General features: G+C 38.3%; 14 protein-coding genes and 1 tRNA gene. 12 read left to right on the forward strand and 3 right to left on the reverse strand.

Annotation, left to right across the window (positions count from 1 at the left end):
* Positions 1–22: 22 nt before the first annotated feature.
* Positions 23–223: a hypothetical protein gene (locus QM491_RS11695; RefSeq protein WP_283327678.1), complete on the reverse strand. Its 201-nt coding sequence runs from the start codon at positions 221–223 to the stop codon at positions 23–25.
* On the opposite strand from QM491_RS11695, the gene QM491_RS11700 reads away from it, so the two are divergent.
* The 7 genes from QM491_RS11700 to QM491_RS11730 all read left to right on the forward strand — a co-directional run bounded on the left by QM491_RS11700 (position 194) and on the right by QM491_RS11730 (position 8323).
* Positions 194–808 (forward strand): DUF4159 domain-containing protein, encoded by a 615-nt coding sequence (locus tag QM491_RS11700; RefSeq protein ID WP_166552657.1) that lies wholly within the window; start codon positions 194–196, stop codon positions 806–808. The genes QM491_RS11695 and QM491_RS11700 overlap by 30 nt on opposite strands.
* 142 nt (positions 809–950) lie before the next feature.
* On the forward strand, positions 951–1937 hold the full coding sequence (locus QM491_RS11705; protein WP_374761254.1) for an AAA family ATPase: 987 nt from the start codon (positions 951–953) through the stop codon (positions 1935–1937).
* A 90-nt stretch (positions 1938–2027) separates the two neighbouring features.
* On the forward strand, positions 2028–2879 hold the full coding sequence (locus tag QM491_RS11710) for a DUF58 domain-containing protein (RefSeq protein ID WP_283327679.1): 852 nt from the start codon (positions 2028–2030) through the stop codon (positions 2877–2879).
* Between the two features lie 48 nt (positions 2880–2927).
* Positions 2928–4112, forward strand: coding sequence for a BatA domain-containing protein (locus QM491_RS11715; RefSeq protein WP_283327680.1), 1185 nt, complete (start codon positions 2928–2930; stop codon positions 4110–4112).
* The gene (locus QM491_RS11720) at positions 4109–6313 is read left to right on the forward strand and encodes a hypothetical protein (RefSeq protein ID WP_283327681.1); all 2205 of its coding nucleotides are present in this window, start codon (positions 4109–4111) and stop codon (positions 6311–6313) included. The genes QM491_RS11715 and QM491_RS11720 overlap by 4 nt, the downstream gene beginning before the upstream one ends.
* A 102-nt stretch (positions 6314–6415) precedes the next feature.
* Positions 6416–8074 (forward strand): hypothetical protein, encoded by a 1659-nt coding sequence (locus QM491_RS11725; RefSeq protein WP_283327682.1) that lies wholly within the window; start codon positions 6416–6418, stop codon positions 8072–8074.
* Positions 8075–8239: 165 nt separating this feature from the next.
* Positions 8240–8323, forward strand: a tRNA-Leu gene (locus QM491_RS11730).
* 118 nt (positions 8324–8441) lie between these two features.
* Here the strand turns inward: QM491_RS11730 and QM491_RS11735 are convergent.
* Entirely contained in the window at positions 8442–9368 is a 927-nt protein-coding gene (locus QM491_RS11735; RefSeq protein ID WP_283327683.1) for a 1-aminocyclopropane-1-carboxylate deaminase/D-cysteine desulfhydrase, read from the reverse strand.
* A gap of 177 nt (positions 9369–9545) precedes the next feature.
* On the opposite strand from QM491_RS11735, the gene QM491_RS11740 reads away from it, so the two are divergent.
* The 5 genes from QM491_RS11740 (at position 9546) to QM491_RS11760 (ending at position 16367) form a co-directional block, all read left to right on the forward strand.
* A complete protein-coding gene (locus tag QM491_RS11740; RefSeq protein WP_283327684.1) occupies positions 9546–10565 on the forward strand; it encodes an RluA family pseudouridine synthase in 1020 nt (339 codons plus the stop codon).
* A gap of 201 nt (positions 10566–10766) precedes the next feature.
* Positions 10767–10985, forward strand: a complete 219-nt coding sequence (locus QM491_RS11745; RefSeq protein ID WP_166552648.1) for a hypothetical protein — start codon at positions 10767–10769, stop codon at positions 10983–10985.
* 147 nt (positions 10986–11132) lie between these two features.
* The gene (locus QM491_RS11750) at positions 11133–11582 is read left to right on the forward strand and encodes a GNAT family N-acetyltransferase (protein ID WP_283327685.1); all 450 of its coding nucleotides are present in this window, start codon (positions 11133–11135) and stop codon (positions 11580–11582) included.
* Positions 11583–11736: 154 nt separating this feature from the next.
* Positions 11737–12420, forward strand: coding sequence for a pseudouridine synthase (locus tag QM491_RS11755; protein WP_283327686.1), 684 nt, complete (start codon positions 11737–11739; stop codon positions 12418–12420).
* Between the two features lie 110 nt (positions 12421–12530).
* Positions 12531–16367 (forward strand): hydantoinase B/oxoprolinase family protein, encoded by a 3837-nt coding sequence (locus tag QM491_RS11760; protein WP_283327687.1) that lies wholly within the window; start codon positions 12531–12533, stop codon positions 16365–16367.
* 57 nt (positions 16368–16424) lie between these two features.
* Here QM491_RS11760 and QM491_RS11765 read toward each other — a convergent pair whose 3' ends face one another.
* Positions 16425–17228 (reverse strand): ThuA domain-containing protein, encoded by an 804-nt coding sequence (locus QM491_RS11765; protein ID WP_283327688.1) that lies wholly within the window; start codon positions 17226–17228, stop codon positions 16425–16427.
* Positions 17229–17247 lie beyond the last annotated feature (19 nt).

Below are 17247 nucleotides of genomic sequence, written 5' to 3' on the forward strand. Positions count from 1 at the left end.
TAGAGAAAATTTGAGTATAAAATTAGAGAATCCAAATTTTCTTAAGCCCAAAGCCCAAAGCCCAAAGCCCAAAGCCCAAAGCCCAAAGCCCAAAGCCCAAAGCCCAAAGCCCAAAGCCCAAAGCCCAAAGCCCAAAGCCCAAAGCCCAAAGCCCAAAGCCCAAAGCCCTTACAGTATCACGACTCTCAAAATTATGAAACCATTTGTATTTACTCGTATTCAATATAACTCAGGCGACTGGGATACCGATCAACGAATGCCCTCCAATCTGCTTAATTCGTTGGTTGAGTACACCACTATTCCAATCGATGAAAAGGAAAAAGTGGTTTTATTGAGTAGTAACGAGATTTTTAAAAGCCCTTTCTGCTATTTGAGTGGTCATAAATTAGTAGAATTTTCGAGTAAAGAACGAGATATTTTTCACCGATATGTACAAAACGGTGGATTCGTATTTGTAGACGACTGTAATCACGATATTGATGGGCTATTTGCAAAGTCATTCGAGCAAGAAATGGCTAAAACTTTTGGACAAAAGGCCCTTCAAAAGATTCCTAATACTCACGAAATTTATCGATGTTTCTTCGAATTTGAAGGTCCGCCCACAACTAGTTTCGAACTAAACGGCTGGGGCGACGACCTTGTGCATGATTATCTCAAAGCAGTTACCATCAACGGACGTATTGGCGTATTGTATAGCAACAAAGATTATGGTTGCGAATGGGACTATGATTTTCGCAATAAACGCTGGCTTGCCGAAGACAATACCAAGTTTGGCGTAAACATCATCAATTACGCATTGACAATTTAAGATTTTACGAATCCTAATTTAAAGTCAAATCGGTCTAGTGCTTCTAATCTAAAGACAAAAATCGTTTTGACTGACTATTTTACTTACGACAATTACCCATGGCTAAATATTTAGAGCCATCTAACTATATTTTCATTAACAAATGACACTGGAAACAAAAGAGCTTCAATATTATAAATCCTTGGTAAGCAAATTACCTCTACTCAAAAAGGAAATCGCAAAAGTCATTATTGGGCAAGAGGAGGCTATTGACGAGATTATTATTTCCCTTTTGGCTGGTGGACACTGCCTACTAGAAGGTGTGCCAGGATTAGCAAAAACCCTTATGGTAAAAACGATTTCGGAGGCACTTGAAATGCAATTCAAACGTATCCAATTCACCCCAGACTTGATGCCAGGGGATATTGTCGGTACGGAGATATTGGAAGAAGACCACGAAACGGGCAAGAAGTTCTTTAAATTTAGCAAAGGACCTATTTTTGCCAATATCGTTTTGGCCGATGAAATCAACCGTACTCCTCCCAAAACACAGGCTGCTTTGCTTGAAGCCATGCAAGAATACAAGGTGACTTATGCTGGTACAAACTACGATTTGCCAAAGCCTTTCTTGATTATTGCTACGCAAAACCCTATCGAACAAGCGGGTACTTATCCATTGCCAGAGGCGCAGCTCGACCGCTTTTTGTTGTATATCAAATTGGGGTATCCTTCCGAAGCAGAAGAATTACAAGTATTAAAAAGCACCACAGGCTCAGGAAAACCGACATTATCGGCAGTAATGAGCGATAAGGATATTTTAGACTTACAAAAACTAACACGTCAAGTTCATATCAGTGATGAATTGATTGAGGAAGTCAATCGTATCGTAAGAAGTACTCGTCCTGATACAACTAGCTCGGCTTTTGTAAAAGAATGGTGCGACTGGGGTGCTGGACCCCGTGCGGGACAAGCCTTGGTATTATGTGCTAAAGCCCGTGCAGTGTTGAGCGAACGTTTTTCGGTTATTCCTGAAGATATTCATACGCTAGCTTATCCTATTTTACGCCACCGTATTTCCTTAAATTTCCGTGCAGAGGCCGAAGGAATTGCTCCTGATGATGTAATCAAAGCCATGCTTTCAGGAAAATAGTATAACTCAACTTATGATAATTAATGGGCTAATGAGTTGAAGGACAAACTGTAATTCATCACTCAAAACTCATCACTCACTACTCAAAGGATGGCTTTACTCAGCTCCGAATTAGTAAAAATTACCAATCTCCAATTAGCCAGCAAATTGGTAAGTGAGGAACTTATGTTAGGGATTCACGCCAGTAAAAGATATGGCTACGGGATTGAATTTGAGCAATATAGACATTACGAAATAGGAGACGACCCCAAACGCATAGATTGGAAGCTTTTTGCCCGTACCCAAAAACATTTGGTGCGAGAATCGTCTACCGAAAGTAATTATCATATCCGTTTTGTACTCGACCTTTCTGGTTCGATGAATTATGTCGAGGAGGGGATAAGTCGATTACAATATTGCAAAATCTTGTTGGCTTCTATTGCCTACATGGGTTTTAGACAAGGCGATCAACTAAGTTTATATGTGCTCAAAGACAATCAAGTACATACTTTAGTAGCCGCTGGCAAGCAAGCTTTTCAACGAATTTTATATTCTCTGGAAAAAGCAGAAGCGTCAGGAAAATGGACAAGCGATACCAAAAGCTTTCCTGTTTTTCAGCAAAAACAAAAAGAGATACTCTTTTTTGCTTCAGACCTTTTACAGCTAGATAATGAATGGATTCAATTGTTGAAAAAATTAGCTAATCCACGAAGAGAAATCTATGTTTTTCAGGTACTTGGACAACATGAGCTAGATTTTAATTTAAAAGGATTTTATCGCTTCAAAGATTTGGAAACAGGACAAGAAGTAGAGCTTCAGGCAGAACAAATTAAGGCTGAAGTAAAAGCCAATGCCGAAACGTTTTTGTCACAAATCGAATCAGATTTAAAAGTGCCTTTTGTTTACTGGAAAAAAATCAGCCTTAAAGATCCGATTGCGGGTATTATCAGAGAAATCCTTTGATGAAAATATATCAAGCTGATTTTGAACTTTCAAAATTTGACTATTCTAATGATAGATTTTAATACGCCAACATTGCTTTGGGGCTTGTTTGGTCTAGCGATACCGATTCTGATTCACTTTTGGCATCAGAAACAAGGTAAACGACTAGACTGGGCTGCTACTCAGTGGTTAAGCGAAAAAAACTTACAACAAGCTAGAGGCATACGATTAGATAATATTTGGCTATTAGTATTGCGTTTGGCAATTGTGCTATTGCTGTGTTTGGCTTTAGCCAAGCCACTTTGGAATACTTTTCAAACGTCGTCAACTTTCTCTAAAATTCATTTGATAGAGTCGAATACATTGGTTACCAATAACTTCCGATTTGAAATAGAGGAGGCTCTCAGAAAAGGCGAACCGTGTTTTTGGATAGAAAATCCTCCAACTGAACTGAAAGATTTGTCCGAACAGCCTAAAGAAGCTACTAAGGCAAGTGTATTACAAAATGCGCTTATAGAGTTAGGAAAAAAGTACCCGAAACAATCTGTGGAATTGTATGTGGTGAACCAACAGTCATTGACAAATTTGCCTGTAATTTATCACCCAACGCCACTGAATTTACACGCTATTCCTGATAGTACTAGGCAACATCAAATAAAGGTTTGGCAAGTAGATGGACAGAAAAATGTAGGAATAAATCCCGAAGGGCAATTAGGAATAGTAACCGCCAATAATCCAGAAATAGTACAAAAAGGCGCTTTGAAAGTTTGGATTTCAACTTCTGAATCAGCTCAGAAAACGCTGAAAGCGAGTTTGAAAGCAATTGAAGAAGTGTATCAACTTCCGATTCAAATTTTGGATAAAAACCAAAAGGAGCAAGCACAATTAGTTTGTACTAGTCAACTTCCTCAAGTGCTAAATCCTGAAGTACTCTATTTGATTCCAGAAAGTGATAAGTATTCGCAAAAGTCCTTGGCTTCGAATGTCATAGAGTGGTCAAACTCAATGAATCCTCAAACTGATGATGCGGTATTTGAGGGGAAATTTCCTGCATGGTTATTAGAGAAAATTCTAGACTATCAAGGAATCAAAGCTGAGAATAATACCATTTCAAATCGCCAGTTGAAAGCCTTATTTAAGGAACAAAAATTAGTCAAACCGCTCGAAACAGAATGGTTTACCGCAGTATTAATCACTCTCTTGGTTTTATTGCTTAGTCTTGAGCGTTGGCTCTCAATTCACCGAAACGCATGAATCCTTTCTCACAAATCATATCAAAAGTTAAATGGCAATTGCATACCGAAGATTTGCTCAGAGGGCTATCTGTTTTCGGCGTAATTGCGATTTGGCTTCATTACTATTTCCCTGTTGCAATCTGGACATGGGCTTTGGCTTTTGTGGCTGCTTTGGCTTGGTCTTTTTGGAAAGGCTTTTTTTCCACAAAACACCAACAAGCCATTCGCTTAGTGCATCAAAAAATCGATAATACTGAATATAGCCTAGATTTATTGGAGAAAAACGAGCTTAATATTGCCGAGCAACTCCAAATTAATCGCTTATTCGAAAAAGGAAATCTGCAAACACCTTGGGTTTTTACGCATCATTTGTGGTATTATCTGGGAGCCGTTGCTGCATCAATTTTATTGACTGTTTTGTTTGACCAATCTTTTGTTCAAAAACTATCCGAAAAGTCTTTGACAGAAATTGTTTCAGGAAAAAAAGATACACCAGCCGTACCACCCCAATTTGAAAAAGCAGTGTTAACGGTCGTTCCACCAGCTTATACTGGTTTACAGACTGTTCAATCCGAGCAACTAAATGCCTCAGCAATTGTAGGCTCAAATTTGACTTGGCAGTTGACATTTTCACATCGAGACCAACTCAAGGTTAAGCTCAGCAATGCCAGAGGCGTTGAACTTTCTTTTTCACAAAAAGAAGATAAATATATCTACCAAGATCAATTGTTGAGCTCAGGTTTATATGCGATCAAAGCCTATTGGAAAGACTCATTGATTTATGCTTCAGACTATTATCGCTTGGAGGCCTTACCAGACGCAGCCCCTAAAATTGAACCAAGTAGCAAAGAATTATATAGTTTTCATTACCTCAAAGACCCTAAAACAGTACAGTTAAATGCCAAGGTTTCGGATGATTTTATGGTAAATGAGGTCTATATGATTGCGACTTTGGCAAGAGGTAGCGGTGAAAATGTAAAGTTTCGTGAAGTAAAAATGCCTATCACACAAAAGGCTTTTAAAACAGCACAGTTGAGTAAATCTATCGACTTAAAAGCGCTCAATTTTACGCCAGGAGATGAATTATACTATTATTGGGCAGCAATCGATAATCGTAAACCTAAGCCAAATTATACAAAATCAGATACATATTTTATTGTTTATAAAGATACGACCAAGGCAGAAGAATCAGACTTGGCAACAATGGCTATGAATATCATGCCTGAGTATTTCAGAAGCCAGCGCCAGATTATTATTGATACTGAAAAACTGATTGCCAAACGTAAAAAAATTGCCGATAAAGAGTTTAAAAGTGCCTCAAACGAAATTGGTTTTGACCAAAAAGCCTTGCGTTTGAGATATGGGCAATATTTGGGTGAAGAGTTCGAAAATTCGATAGGTGGAGGCAATCCCTTACCAGACAATGCTGATAAAGATGGTGATGTTTTAAAAGGTTTTCGCCATGCCCACGATGAAGGTGAGCATGATCATGACCAAGCCGAAAAACATGAGGAAGAACATCATCATCATGAACAGTCCAATGATGATAATAAAGATCCATTGGCAAGTATGCTAGCGGATTATGTACACTCGCACGACGATGGAGAAGCTAATACCTTTTACGAACAATCCACTCGAAGTTTGTTGAAGTCTTCACTTGAACAAATGTGGCAATCCGAACTGCATTTGCGCATGTATGAACCAGAAAAGGCATTGCCGTACGAGAAAAAAGCTTTGGAGTTTTTGAAAGCCGCACAACACAAGGCCAGAACTTTTGCCAAGAAAACGAGCTTTGACCCACCTCCAATCAAGGAAAAAGAAAAGAGACTGTCAGGCGAGTTGACCAAGTTCAATGCCAAGTTTAGTTATGCAAAAAAACTTTCTCAAGAACAATTAACAGCTTTGGCCGCTGAAGTAATGGGCTATTTACAAGAAGAAAAAACGCTAAATGGTTTGCAAAAACAAAAGGTGCTGACGCTAAGCATGGCATTGAGTCAAAAGGTATTGGATACAGGCATGAATCAATGGAGTATTTTGTCGGATTTACAAAAATTGGCTAGCGGAAAAGTTTTAGACTCAGTACAAGCCAAACGCTTGAATACTCGTATTTTCGCCTTACTCAATACAGATTTACCCAAACCGTCTTCAGCAACGCCACAAGGAAATGTTTCTGAAAAAAGATTGGAAAAATCTTTTTTCAGAAATTGGGCAAACAATTAGATAGAGATGTTGCATGCAACGTCTTCAAGGTAGATCAATAAAAAATCAACGATTCACAGGAAAAGGCATGCAAGGCATCTACAGAAAAATATTGAAAACCAGATGATATTACAGATCAACTTTCAATTCCAACTCAACACTGTATCCAATATAATCTTATTGGTAGCTGTGGTGGTTATGGGAATAGTACAATTTTTAGCCCTTTGGAGAAACCGCTCAAAAGGAAGATGGAGTTTAAAAGTATTACTGAATTTTTTACTTTGGATAAGCGTATTGGGCTGGATATTACAACCCACCATTACCCGTTCCTCAGATTCAAATCAGATATTACTTTATCAACAGAATATACCACATACAAACCTTCAACATTGGCAAGATAGTCTTCATGTAGCTGAGAGTTTTACAGAAAAAGAACTATTACAAGCCATTAATGAGCATCCAGCTTGGATTACACAGATAGGGACTGTCTACTTAGCTGGGACGCATTTTGAGCCAACTTTGCTCAATCAACTGCTCGATAAAGAATGGAAATGGCTACCTGCTTGGGAAAATAATCAAGTTGAGTCTATTAGATGGGAAGGTGTTTTGTACAGAGGAGATTTGCAACGTGTCAGTGGAAAAATATTGAGTGAGAAAACGCAAGTATTGAGCCTGAAAATTGGAGAACAAGTATTGGATAGTATTTCCCTTAAAAAAGGCTTAGTTGATTTTGATCTTAAATTTTCAGCTTTTGCCAAAGGAAAAGCCAAATGTGAGTTATGGCTTGGCGAAAAGCTATTGCAGCCCATACATTTTGCAGTAATGGAAAAACCGAGTAAAAGTGTATTGGTATTACAAAGTAACCCCGATTTTGAAAGTAAAACTTTGGCCGACTGGATGGGCAAACGTGGTTACAAGGTAGAAGTTTGGACTAAAGTAGCGAAGAATACCCAAAATCAATTTCAAATTAATACCAAGCAAACCATTAAATCATACGACTTGATTGTGACTGACCCTAGCTTAGCAGGCGATGCAAGGGTCAAGAAGGTATTGGGAGAAAATAAAGGCGTTTTGATTATCAATTTGACCAATCCCGAAACAGAAACCCGTATCATCAATCAGGCGTTGGGAACACAATGGCGACTGACAAAAAGCTCTACACAAGAAGCTATCCAATTATCCAATGATTTGACAGCCTTACCTTATCAAATACAACCCAATACTTGGCAAAAAAGCTTGAAGGAATATCCCATTGCCGTACAACGCCAGAAGGGGAGAGTAGGGCTGAGTTTGCTCAACGAAACCTATCCTTTGATGCTCAGTGGCGATAGTGTTACTTATAACAAAATTTGGGCTTCAACCTTGGAAGCTGTTCTTCCTTCCGAGCCAATATCAGTACAAGTTAATGCCCCTGTTTTTGTCAATATTCCTACACAAATCAGGCTGAATACACTGAAGAGAAATAGCGATTGGCAAGTAGGGGAAGATACCCTTAAGCCGTCGGTATCGTCATTGAACTCGCAGAATGAGTATCAAAACTACCGATTTACAAAGGCTGGTTGGCAACCACTTTTTGACAGTTTATCGGTATATGTCGAGGACTCAACGCAGGGTTTGGCGTACTTACAACGGCTAAAAATGTATGTTGAAAATAATTTTTCAGAAAAAAAACAAAAAAATATAGATCTTTCAATCGCCCGACAAGCGAGCCTTTCGCCTTGGCTTTGGTGGGTGCTTATCCTATTCATTCTTACGGCTTTATGGGTAGAACCAAAATGCTAAAAAAGCCCTTTGAATAGATAAAAAAGCTATTTTTTTGCAAGAAAGAAGAAAATAATTATTGATTTTTCTTTTGATGAGATTTGGAGGATAAATAAAAACTCTCTACCTTTGCATCACGAAACGAAAGAACAACGATTCGCATTCAAGTTTACTTGAATACCAAATGCCCAGATGGCGGAATTGGTAGACGCGTTGGTCTCAAACACCAATGCCTTCATTGGCATGCCGGTTCGACTCCGGCTCTGGGTACTAAGAGGAACAAATTTATTTGTTCCTCTTTTTTTTGTGCTCTTTTTCTACCTAAACTTCTTTCTGTAACATTTTCATCAAGTCTTCTTGATATTGTAATTCAATAGAAATGTGACTCTCAAAATAAACTATCAATTCGTCCTTGCAAGCCTCCTGTATGCACAGCCACCACTTGACTCCCTTTTTTAAAATGTCCCTTTTCGGCTAAATCTATGATGCCATAGAGCATTTTGCCTGTGTAGACTTGTTCGAGTTGGAGGGTTGGATTATAGCTTTCAAGTTGTCGGATAAAGTCTAGTAGCACAGGAGTATGTTTTGCGTATCCACCAAAATGGTAGGTGTCGAGTAGGGCAAAGCGCGTAAAATCAATGGTAGAGTTTTTGGAAAGGAGGTCTTGAATATCATTCAAAAGTCCCGAGGTTGCCCCTTTGAGTGCCGTAATTCCAATGACTTGCGTAGGGGCTTTACTCGAAGCAAGTATGCCTGCAATGGTTCCCCCTGTACCGACTGCCGAAACGATATAGTCGGGTTGGGTTTGTTGATATATCTCTTGACTCAACTCTGCTAAGCCTCTTAAGGCTAAATGATTGCTACCACCTTCTGGTAAATAATAGGCTTTTTCTAAAGCGATATCTTCTTGTTTTAACTGTCTTAAAATCTCCTCTTTGTCTCGATACGCTGTTCGGCTGACAAACTTGAACTGCATTCCTTGTTGAGAAGCATATTGCAAGGTTGGGCTCGATTGTGGATTGAGTTCATCACCACGAATAATTCCTAAAGTATCAAAACCAAAAACTTTTCCTGCGGAGGCAGTCGCATAAATATGATTTGAATAAGCTCCTCCAAAAGTAATAAGTTGCCTAAAGCCTTGCTGATGCGCTTCTATCAAATTATACTTCATTTTGCGCCATTTGTTTCCTGAAATACTCGGATGAATTAAGTCATCACGTTTCAAAATCAGTTGAATCTCTGCTTTTTCTAAAACAGGATGAAAAATTGTTTGTATAGGAGAAATAGGAAGGTCAAATGATGGGTAACTTGGCATAATAAGGCATTTGAAGCGTCTGTAATGAATGAATTTATAAGTCTTACAAAATTACCTTAAATAGGTTGGTAGTCCCTTTATACCTAGCAATGAATTTTAAGACTAATCTTGTATCCTTAATTTATTTCAGCTTTTCTTAACTAAAATTAATAATTTTGTATTTGAAAACACGAAATTATGCAAGAACTGGAAGAAGACGAAGAAGAATTATACGAACATCATCGAATCGTAGTAGAAAAAGGCCAAGATCTTGTACGTCTTGACAAATACTTGATGATGCGTATGCAAAATGCGACTCGAAACAAGATTCAAAACGGCATAGATTTAGGTCTCGTAAAAGTCAACGATATTGTAACCAAAGCAAGTTATAAAGTTAAACCTTTTGATGTGGTTACGGTGTCGCTGCCACACCCTCCACGTGAAGGTGGTATCGAGCCTGAGAATATTCCTTTGGATATTGTCTATGAAGACGAAGATTTGTTGGTGGTAAATAAACCTGCGGGTATGGTGGTTCACCCTGCTTTTGGGCATTGGGAGGGTACACTAGTGAATGCCTTGGTATATCATTTCCAAAATTTACCCACACATCGTAATGGTGAAGTTCGTCCAGGTTTGGTACATCGTATCGACAAAGAAACCTCTGGACTTTTGGTAATTGCCAAAAACGACTATGCCATGACGCATTTGGCTAAACAATTTTTTGATCATAGCATCGAGCGTACGTATTATGCCTTGGTTTGGGGCGAACTTAAAAACGAAGAAGGTACTGTTACAGGACATATTGGTCGTAGTATAAAAGACCGTAAAATCCGTGCGGTATTTCCTGATGGTTCGGTTGGAAAACATGCCGTAACGCATTACAAAGTCTTGAAAAATTTGCGTTATGTATCCTTGGTAAAGTGTAACTTAGAAACGGGGCGTACTCACCAAATTCGTGTGCATTTTAAGCATATTGGGCATCCTCTTTTCAATGATAGTACTTACGGAGGCGATAAAATTTTGAGAGGAACTTTGTTCTCAAAGTATGAACAATACGTAGGCAATTGTTTTAAAATTTGTCCGCGTCATGCCTTACATGCTAAGTCTTTAGGCTTTATTCATCCAACGACGGGCAAGTTTATGCAGTTTGATACTGATTTACCAGAAGACATGCAGAATTTGCTTGAAAAATGGGAAAAATACGTAAACAACGAATAGAATTTTTTTATTATTTTGTCATAAAAATGGTTTGAATAACTCATGATTTAAGCAAACATCGTATTGATTCATGAATTATCGCTAAAATAGTATTGATTGTTTTCTGAAAGATTTTATCAATTTTTTAGTTAATGTGTAAATAGATTTTCATTCATATTTACACGATTTTTTGAGTTCTTAACAATTTGTTCTTGTAAAGCCATGAATACCTTTGTTACCGAAACAGAAGATTTAGTCGATTATTTAGCAGGCATCGAACGAGCTAAAAGACCTAAAAAGGCCAAGTCCTTAAAAAACTACATTTCCACTTTTTTTGTGGGATCGCATCCTCCTCAAAGCCCGCACAACCTCTTGCGAGAATTAGAGCAAAAAGGTTGGATTTTTATTGGATTGAATGGAGATATTATTTACAATTTTTAGCAACAAAGCAATTTGTCTGAAAATGTAAGCTAAGTCAGTTGTTGAGCAAAAGCCTCGCAACTGACTTTTTTATTATATTTGAAAAATCATTATAGAAATAGAAAGGCTATTGCGAAGTCTTTTTTTATTTCCTAAAACCATTCCTCAATGTCTGTTATTATAAGAAAATTTACTCCTGATGATCTCCCAGTGATGTTTGATTTGATTATGGAGTTGGCAGTATATGAAAAAGCTCCTGAACAAGTGACCAATACTGTTGAACAAATGTATATCGATGGATTTGGTGAAAATCCTGTTTTTGGCGCTATTCTAGCTGAAGTTGATGGCGAAGTGGTCGGAATGTCGCTGTATTACTATCGTTATTCTACTTGGAAAGGCAAACGTTTATATTTAGAGGATTTAGTAGTTCGTGAAAAAATGCGTGGAAAAGGGGTAGGCGAAAAACTCTTGGAAGGAACTTTCGATATTGCTAAAGCAAACAACTGTACAGGTTTGATGTGGCAAGTGTTAGATTGGAATGAACCTGCTATTAATTTTTACAAAAAATTTGGAGCACGTTTCGATGCTGGTTGGATTAATGTACATATTGACTATTAGGGGATAGGGGTTAGGTAAGAGGCATAAGTTTGCTAACAATTGCAGATTTCTGATTTCGGAAGTATATCTATTTTATAAAATTCCAACATCCCAAATCCGAAATCTAAAATTGTATTTGCCTAAAGCCTAGCCCAAATCCTTCAAACACAAACTCATGACTTTTCGGAATAGACTCCAATATTTTTTGGTAAAACGATTACAAATTTCAAATAAAAAAGCCCTTGAATTGATTACGCTTGGTGAATGTCGGGTTGCTGGAAAACAGGTGTTTGAAAATGTAGAAATACAAGCGTTTCAAGAAATTGTTTGGAAGGAGGAAATACTGCGAGAAGAAAAAAAGTTGCACTATATCGCCTTTTACAAACCTGTCGGAATAGAAACAACCCTCAATCAAACTATCCCTGATAATTTACAGGCTATTTTGCCTTTTGAAGAAAAACTTTTTCCTGTAGGTCGCCTCGATAAAGCATCGGAAGGACTTTTATTGCTTACCAATGATGGAAGACTTTTTGATAAAACTCTTCGAAAGGAACATCAGACTGAAAAGGAATATATCGTGACGGTCGACAAGCCTATTACAGAATCTTTTATTCTCCAAATGTCAAGTGGTATTACGATTATGGGTCAAACTACATTACCTTGTTCCGTAGAAGCCCTTGATGAGCATACTTTTAGCATTATTCTGGTACAAGGGCTCAATAGACAAATCCGTCGTATGTGCTATAAACTAGATTACGAAGTATTGTCTCTCAAAAGAATAAGAATTGATCAAATTCATTTGGGTGATTTGCAACCTAATGAATATAAAAAAGTCGGAGAGTTTATAGGCGAATTGTAAATGAACCTATAATTCAACATTCAATTGTAGAGACACAATGTTTTGCGTCTTATGGCTACATGAACAAGAATTTTTTCTAGCAAAAATGAATTATCGAATATTGATAATTTATGCCTCAAATCCGAAATCAAAAATCCCAAATCCCCAATCGAAAGATGTCTGTGCATTACAATGTGTCAATAGATACTGGAGGAACATTTACTGATTGCATTGCAACTGATTCCGAAGGAAAAATATACCGAAAAAAGATTTTATCTAATGGTACTTTGCGTGGTCAAGCCTTAGCATTAGTGTCCGAGAATAGCCTTAAAATTAAAGAGTCATGGTTTTTGTCAAAAGATATTTTGGCAGGATACCAATTATACAGCCTCGATCAGTCTTTTGAGTCGAAGGTTATATCTTATGATTTTGAGGAAAAAATATTGACGCTTGAGCTACCTATCCCAACTGATTTGATTGGAAAAAACTTTGCGCTCACTGCTTTTGAAGAAGCGCCAGTATTGGGTGCAAGACTCATTACTGAAACAGCCTTACACGAGGCTTTTCCTTCCATCGAATTGCGTGTTGGCTCTACCAAAGGAACTAATGCTTTGTTGGAATTGAAGGGCGCCAAAACAGCTTTTTTAGTCAGTAAAGGATTCAAGGATTTATTGGTAATAGGCAACCAAGCCCGTCCTGATATTTTTGCTATGAAAATCGAACGTCCTGAACCTTTGTATGTATTAGTCGAGGAGGTTTCGGAAGTGATAGACGCCAACGGTGAAGTTTTGCAAGCTATAGATATTACGCAAATAGACGAGCTAATTCAAAAACTTAAAGTTGCTGAAATAGAGTCAATAGCGATTTGTTTAAAAAACTCTTACAGAAATTCCATTCATGAAATCGCACTCAAAGAGGCCTTGAGTCCGTATTTTGAGTTTGTCCATATCTCCACAGAGTTAAGTTCACAAATCAAGTTTCAACAACGTGCCGAAACTACAGTGGTGAATGCCTATTTGGCGCCCGTGATTCATCGTTATTTGAGCAATATTGCTTCCAAAGTTGGCGAAGGCAATATGAAGGTAATGACCAGTGCTGGTAGTTTGGTAAGATATGACGCTTTTCACCCTAAGGATAGCCTATTTTCAGGTCCAGCAGGTGGTGTGGTTGGTGCATCTAAAGTGGCTCAAAAAGCTGGTATTCACCAATTTATTGCCTTTGATATGGGTGGCACAAGCACCGATGTGGCTCGTTATGACCATGAACTTGAATATCAGTTTGTCCAAAAAATTGGTAATGCCCAGATTTTTAGCCCAGCCTTGGCTATCGAAACAGTAGCGGCTGGCGGTGGTTCAATATGTGCGTATGATGGATACAAATTGAGCGTTGGTCCCGAAAGTGCAGGCTCATGGCCAGGACCTGCCTGTTATGGCGCTGGTGGACCATTAGCAATTACGGATATCAATTTGTTATTAGGGCGTTTGGATAGTACACAGTTTGGCATACCTGTATTTGTTGATGGTGCTAAAAAACGTTTAGAAGAAATTTTATCTAGCATCGAAAAAAATACAGGAGCCCGTCCGCAAGCTGAGGAGATATTGGAGGGTTTTAGAGCCATTGCCAATGAGAAAATGGCAGAAACCGTCCGTAAAATATCCATAGCCAAAGGGTATGCCACTACTGATTATGCCCTTGTGGCTTTTGGTGGGGCTGGAGGTTTACATGTTTGTGGCATAGCTGACTTGTTAGGAATCTCCCAAATATTATTACCACTCGATGCAGGGTTGCTTTCTGCTTATGGTATTTCTAAAGCCCAAGTCGAGCGTTTTACTGAGGCTTCTGTTTTGGAAGTTTATGATAAAAATCTAGATACTAACCTAGAAGATAGATATCAAGATTTAGCTGAAAAAGCTTACATCGAGCTACAAAAAGATGGCATTGAATCAACTCAAAGCTATATCAAACATCGCTATATTTATTTACGTCTGAAAGGACAAGATGCAAGCTTAGAAATAGAGTGGGAGGGCTACGACAACAGTATTAAATCCTTTCAGGAAAAGTATCGCCAAATTTATGGTCACTGGACCGAAAATCGTGCCATTGAGGTAGAGAATATCCGTTTGATTGCAGCTCAAAAGCAAGATACTTTTGAAGAAAAAAATCAGGTAGTTTCAGAAAAAAAGCAAGCTATTCCTTCACATACAATACAAGCTTGGGTGGAAGGACAATGGCAAGAAGTTTCTGTTTTTTTGCGTGAACAATTAGAAGAGGGTTCTGTAATTACAGGTTTTGCTCTATTACTCGACCGCTTTAGTACAACCGTTATTGAAAAAGGTTGGGAATTGCAATTGTCCACTAATGGCTCAGCCATTCTTTCTCAAGTAGATACCAATGTTCAAGAAAAAATAGCCTCTTCTGAACAAGATATTACCCAATTAGAGCTTTTTACGAATCGCTTTATGTCTATTGCAGACAATATGGGTGTTTTGTTACAAAGAACTTCGCTTTCGGTCAATGTAAAAGAGCGTCTTGATTTTTCTTGTGCTTTACTCGACCACAAAGCCGAACTAATTGCCAATGCACCGCATATCCCTGTGCATTTGGGGAGTTTGGGTGTATGCGTGAGAAAGCTTTTGGCGCAAGTTACACTTGAAAAAGGCGATATTGTCATTACAAACCATCCAAAATTTGGAGGTTCCCATTTACCTGATGTAACGCTGATAGCACCCGTTTATACCAAACAAGGCGATCAACTCATAGGCTATGTGGTCAATCGCTGTCATCATTCAGAAATAGGAGGAATTCGCCCAGCTTCGATGCCACCCGATGCCAAAAATTTAGCCGAAGAAGGGGTGGTAATTACGCCTATATTCTTATCCAAAAATGGGAAAATAGATTGGACAGAAATAACAGATTTACTCCAAAATGCGCCATATCCATCCAGAGCTGTTGCTGAAAACTTGGCAGATTTGAATGCTGCTTTGGCATCTATCAAAAATGGAGAGTTGGCACTTCAGCAATTAGTAGAAGAACATAGCTTGAAGCGAGTGCATTATTACATGAATTTGCTCAAATCTTATTCTGCTGACAAAATGCAGGAACGTTTAATGGACTTTCCTAATGGCGATTATCATGCTGTAGAGTTATTAGATGATGATACTCGATTAGAGGTAAATATGACATTGAAAAATGGTAGATGTGCTATTGATTTTACGGGAACATCTGGGGTTCATAAAGGTAATCTGAATGCTAATGAAGCAATTGTAAACTCAGTGGTAATTTATGTACTGAGAGTACTGTTGCAAAGTAATATTCCTCTAAACGATGGATTGTTGAGAGTTGCCGAATTAGTAATTCCTAATAATACCTTACTGAGTCCAATATTTTCAGAAAATCCAGAGGAATGCCCTGCCGTGGTAGGTGGTAATGTCGAACTTAGCCAACGTTTAACGGATACCTTATTCAAAGCTTTTGGAATTATGGCTTGTTCACAAGGTACTATGAATAATACTCTTTTTGGTAACGACTCGTTTGGGTATTACGAAACCATTTGTGGGGGAAGTGGAGCAGGAAATGGCTTTGACGGAACTTCGGGGGTACATACCCACATGACCAATACGCGTATTACCGACCCTGAAATTTTGGAAAAACGCTATCCTGTTCGTCTCGAATCTTTTGGAATTCGTGAAGGTTCAGGAGGACAAGGTAAATACCGTGGAGGAAATGGTATTACTCGAACATTCTTATTTTTAGAACCAGTAAAGCTTTCTATTTTGACTCAACATCGAAAATATGCTCCGTATGGTTTAAATGGTGGAGAAAATGGACAGTGCGGAGAACAATATATTTTGAAGGAATCTGGTGAAAAAATCTTATTGGCTGGAGTCGATGGTGCCGAATTGGAAATAGGAGATAGACTAATTATGAAGACGCCAGGCGGCGGTGGCTATGGGAATCCAATATGTTGATTGACCAATACCTAGTCCGAGACTTTGTCTCGGACTAGGTATTTTATTTTTCTTAAACTATTTCTTACCTAGCCAAATCAGCGTATTTGTAATCAACTGTTGGTAGTTTTGATTGGCAAATTGATACGACAAAGTAGCATTAGTTCCTCCTTCGTAATCCATATCGTTATGTCCCATGTTGACGTATGCCATTTTATATTTTTTATTAGTCCACATCACAGGATAATAGCCACAATACCAAATTTCATGATTCTTTGGACCTGTTCCTAATGGGTAACTTTTTTCAGAAATAGCCAATAAAATCTCAATATCAGGGTTTTGACGTAGGTCATGTTCCCAGCTATACCATTCATTTGGAGAAGTCGTGAATTCCTTCTCTAGTTTCTTCAAACTTGGATGTCCTTTTTTCTCAATTTTCAAAATAGCAGAAGTGGGTCTCCACGTATTTCCTTCATATTGTCCTGCTCCCAAAAATTGATTTTGATACCAATCCCAGTTTTGAGGATAGGTAGATTTGTCTAGGGCAAAGGCAGCGAAGTGAAACCCTAACCAAGCGCCACCATTTTTCATATAGTTCTCAAAGGCTTCTCTTTGTTCAGGCTTTTCGGGTCTCGTATCCAGAAATAATACAACATCCACCGATTTTAATACTTCTGTATTCAAAGAATCCCAGTTACTAGTAGCATGATAGCTAAACCTTTTTTCCTTGGCTAGTTGCTCAAGCCACGTGTTGGCTTCTTTCACAAAACTAATATGAGCTAAGTCGTTTTTTCCTGTGTAAAAAGCCAAGACCTTGAACTTTTGAGCAATACTGATGTGAACACTAAGGATAGTGAAGAGTAAGGTGATTAGAAATTTCATAGTTTTAGATTAATCAATT

Origin of the sequence: Flectobacillus longus (genome assembly GCF_030056705.1) — a bacterium.
Lineage (GTDB): Bacteria > Bacteroidota > Bacteroidia > Cytophagales > Spirosomataceae > Flectobacillus > Flectobacillus longus.

Excerpts from the sequence above, each read along its gene's own strand:
- QM491_RS11740 (WP_283327684.1), top strand. The coding sequence starts at position 9,546 with ATGCAAGAACTGGAAGAAGACGAAGAAGAATTATACGAACATCATCGA.
- QM491_RS11760 (WP_283327687.1), top strand. The coding sequence starts at position 12,531 with ATGCCTCAAATCCGAAATCAAAAATCCCAAATCCCCAATCGAAAGATG.
- QM491_RS11700 (WP_166552657.1), top strand. The coding sequence starts at position 194 with ATGAAACCATTTGTATTTACTCGTATTCAATATAACTCAGGCGACTGG.
- QM491_RS11715 (WP_283327680.1), top strand. The coding sequence starts at position 2,928 with ATGATAGATTTTAATACGCCAACATTGCTTTGGGGCTTGTTTGGTCTA.
- QM491_RS11755 (WP_283327686.1), top strand. The coding sequence starts at position 11,737 with ATGACTTTTCGGAATAGACTCCAATATTTTTTGGTAAAACGATTACAA.
- QM491_RS11765 (WP_283327688.1), bottom strand. The coding sequence starts at position 17,228 with ATGAAATTTCTAATCACCTTACTCTTCACTATCCTTAGTGTTCACATC.
- QM491_RS11725 (WP_283327682.1), top strand. The coding sequence starts at position 6,416 with ATGATATTACAGATCAACTTTCAATTCCAACTCAACACTGTATCCAAT.
- QM491_RS11750 (WP_283327685.1), top strand. The coding sequence starts at position 11,133 with ATGTCTGTTATTATAAGAAAATTTACTCCTGATGATCTCCCAGTGATG.
- QM491_RS11710 (WP_283327679.1), top strand. The coding sequence starts at position 2,028 with ATGGCTTTACTCAGCTCCGAATTAGTAAAAATTACCAATCTCCAATTA.
- QM491_RS11720 (WP_283327681.1), top strand. The coding sequence starts at position 4,109 with ATGAATCCTTTCTCACAAATCATATCAAAAGTTAAATGGCAATTGCAT.
- QM491_RS11745 (WP_166552648.1), top strand. The coding sequence starts at position 10,767 with ATGAATACCTTTGTTACCGAAACAGAAGATTTAGTCGATTATTTAGCA.
- QM491_RS11705 (WP_374761254.1), top strand. The coding sequence starts at position 951 with ATGACACTGGAAACAAAAGAGCTTCAATATTATAAATCCTTGGTAAGC.
- QM491_RS11735 (WP_283327683.1), bottom strand. The coding sequence starts at position 9,368 with ATGCCAAGTTACCCATCATTTGACCTTCCTATTTCTCCTATACAAACA.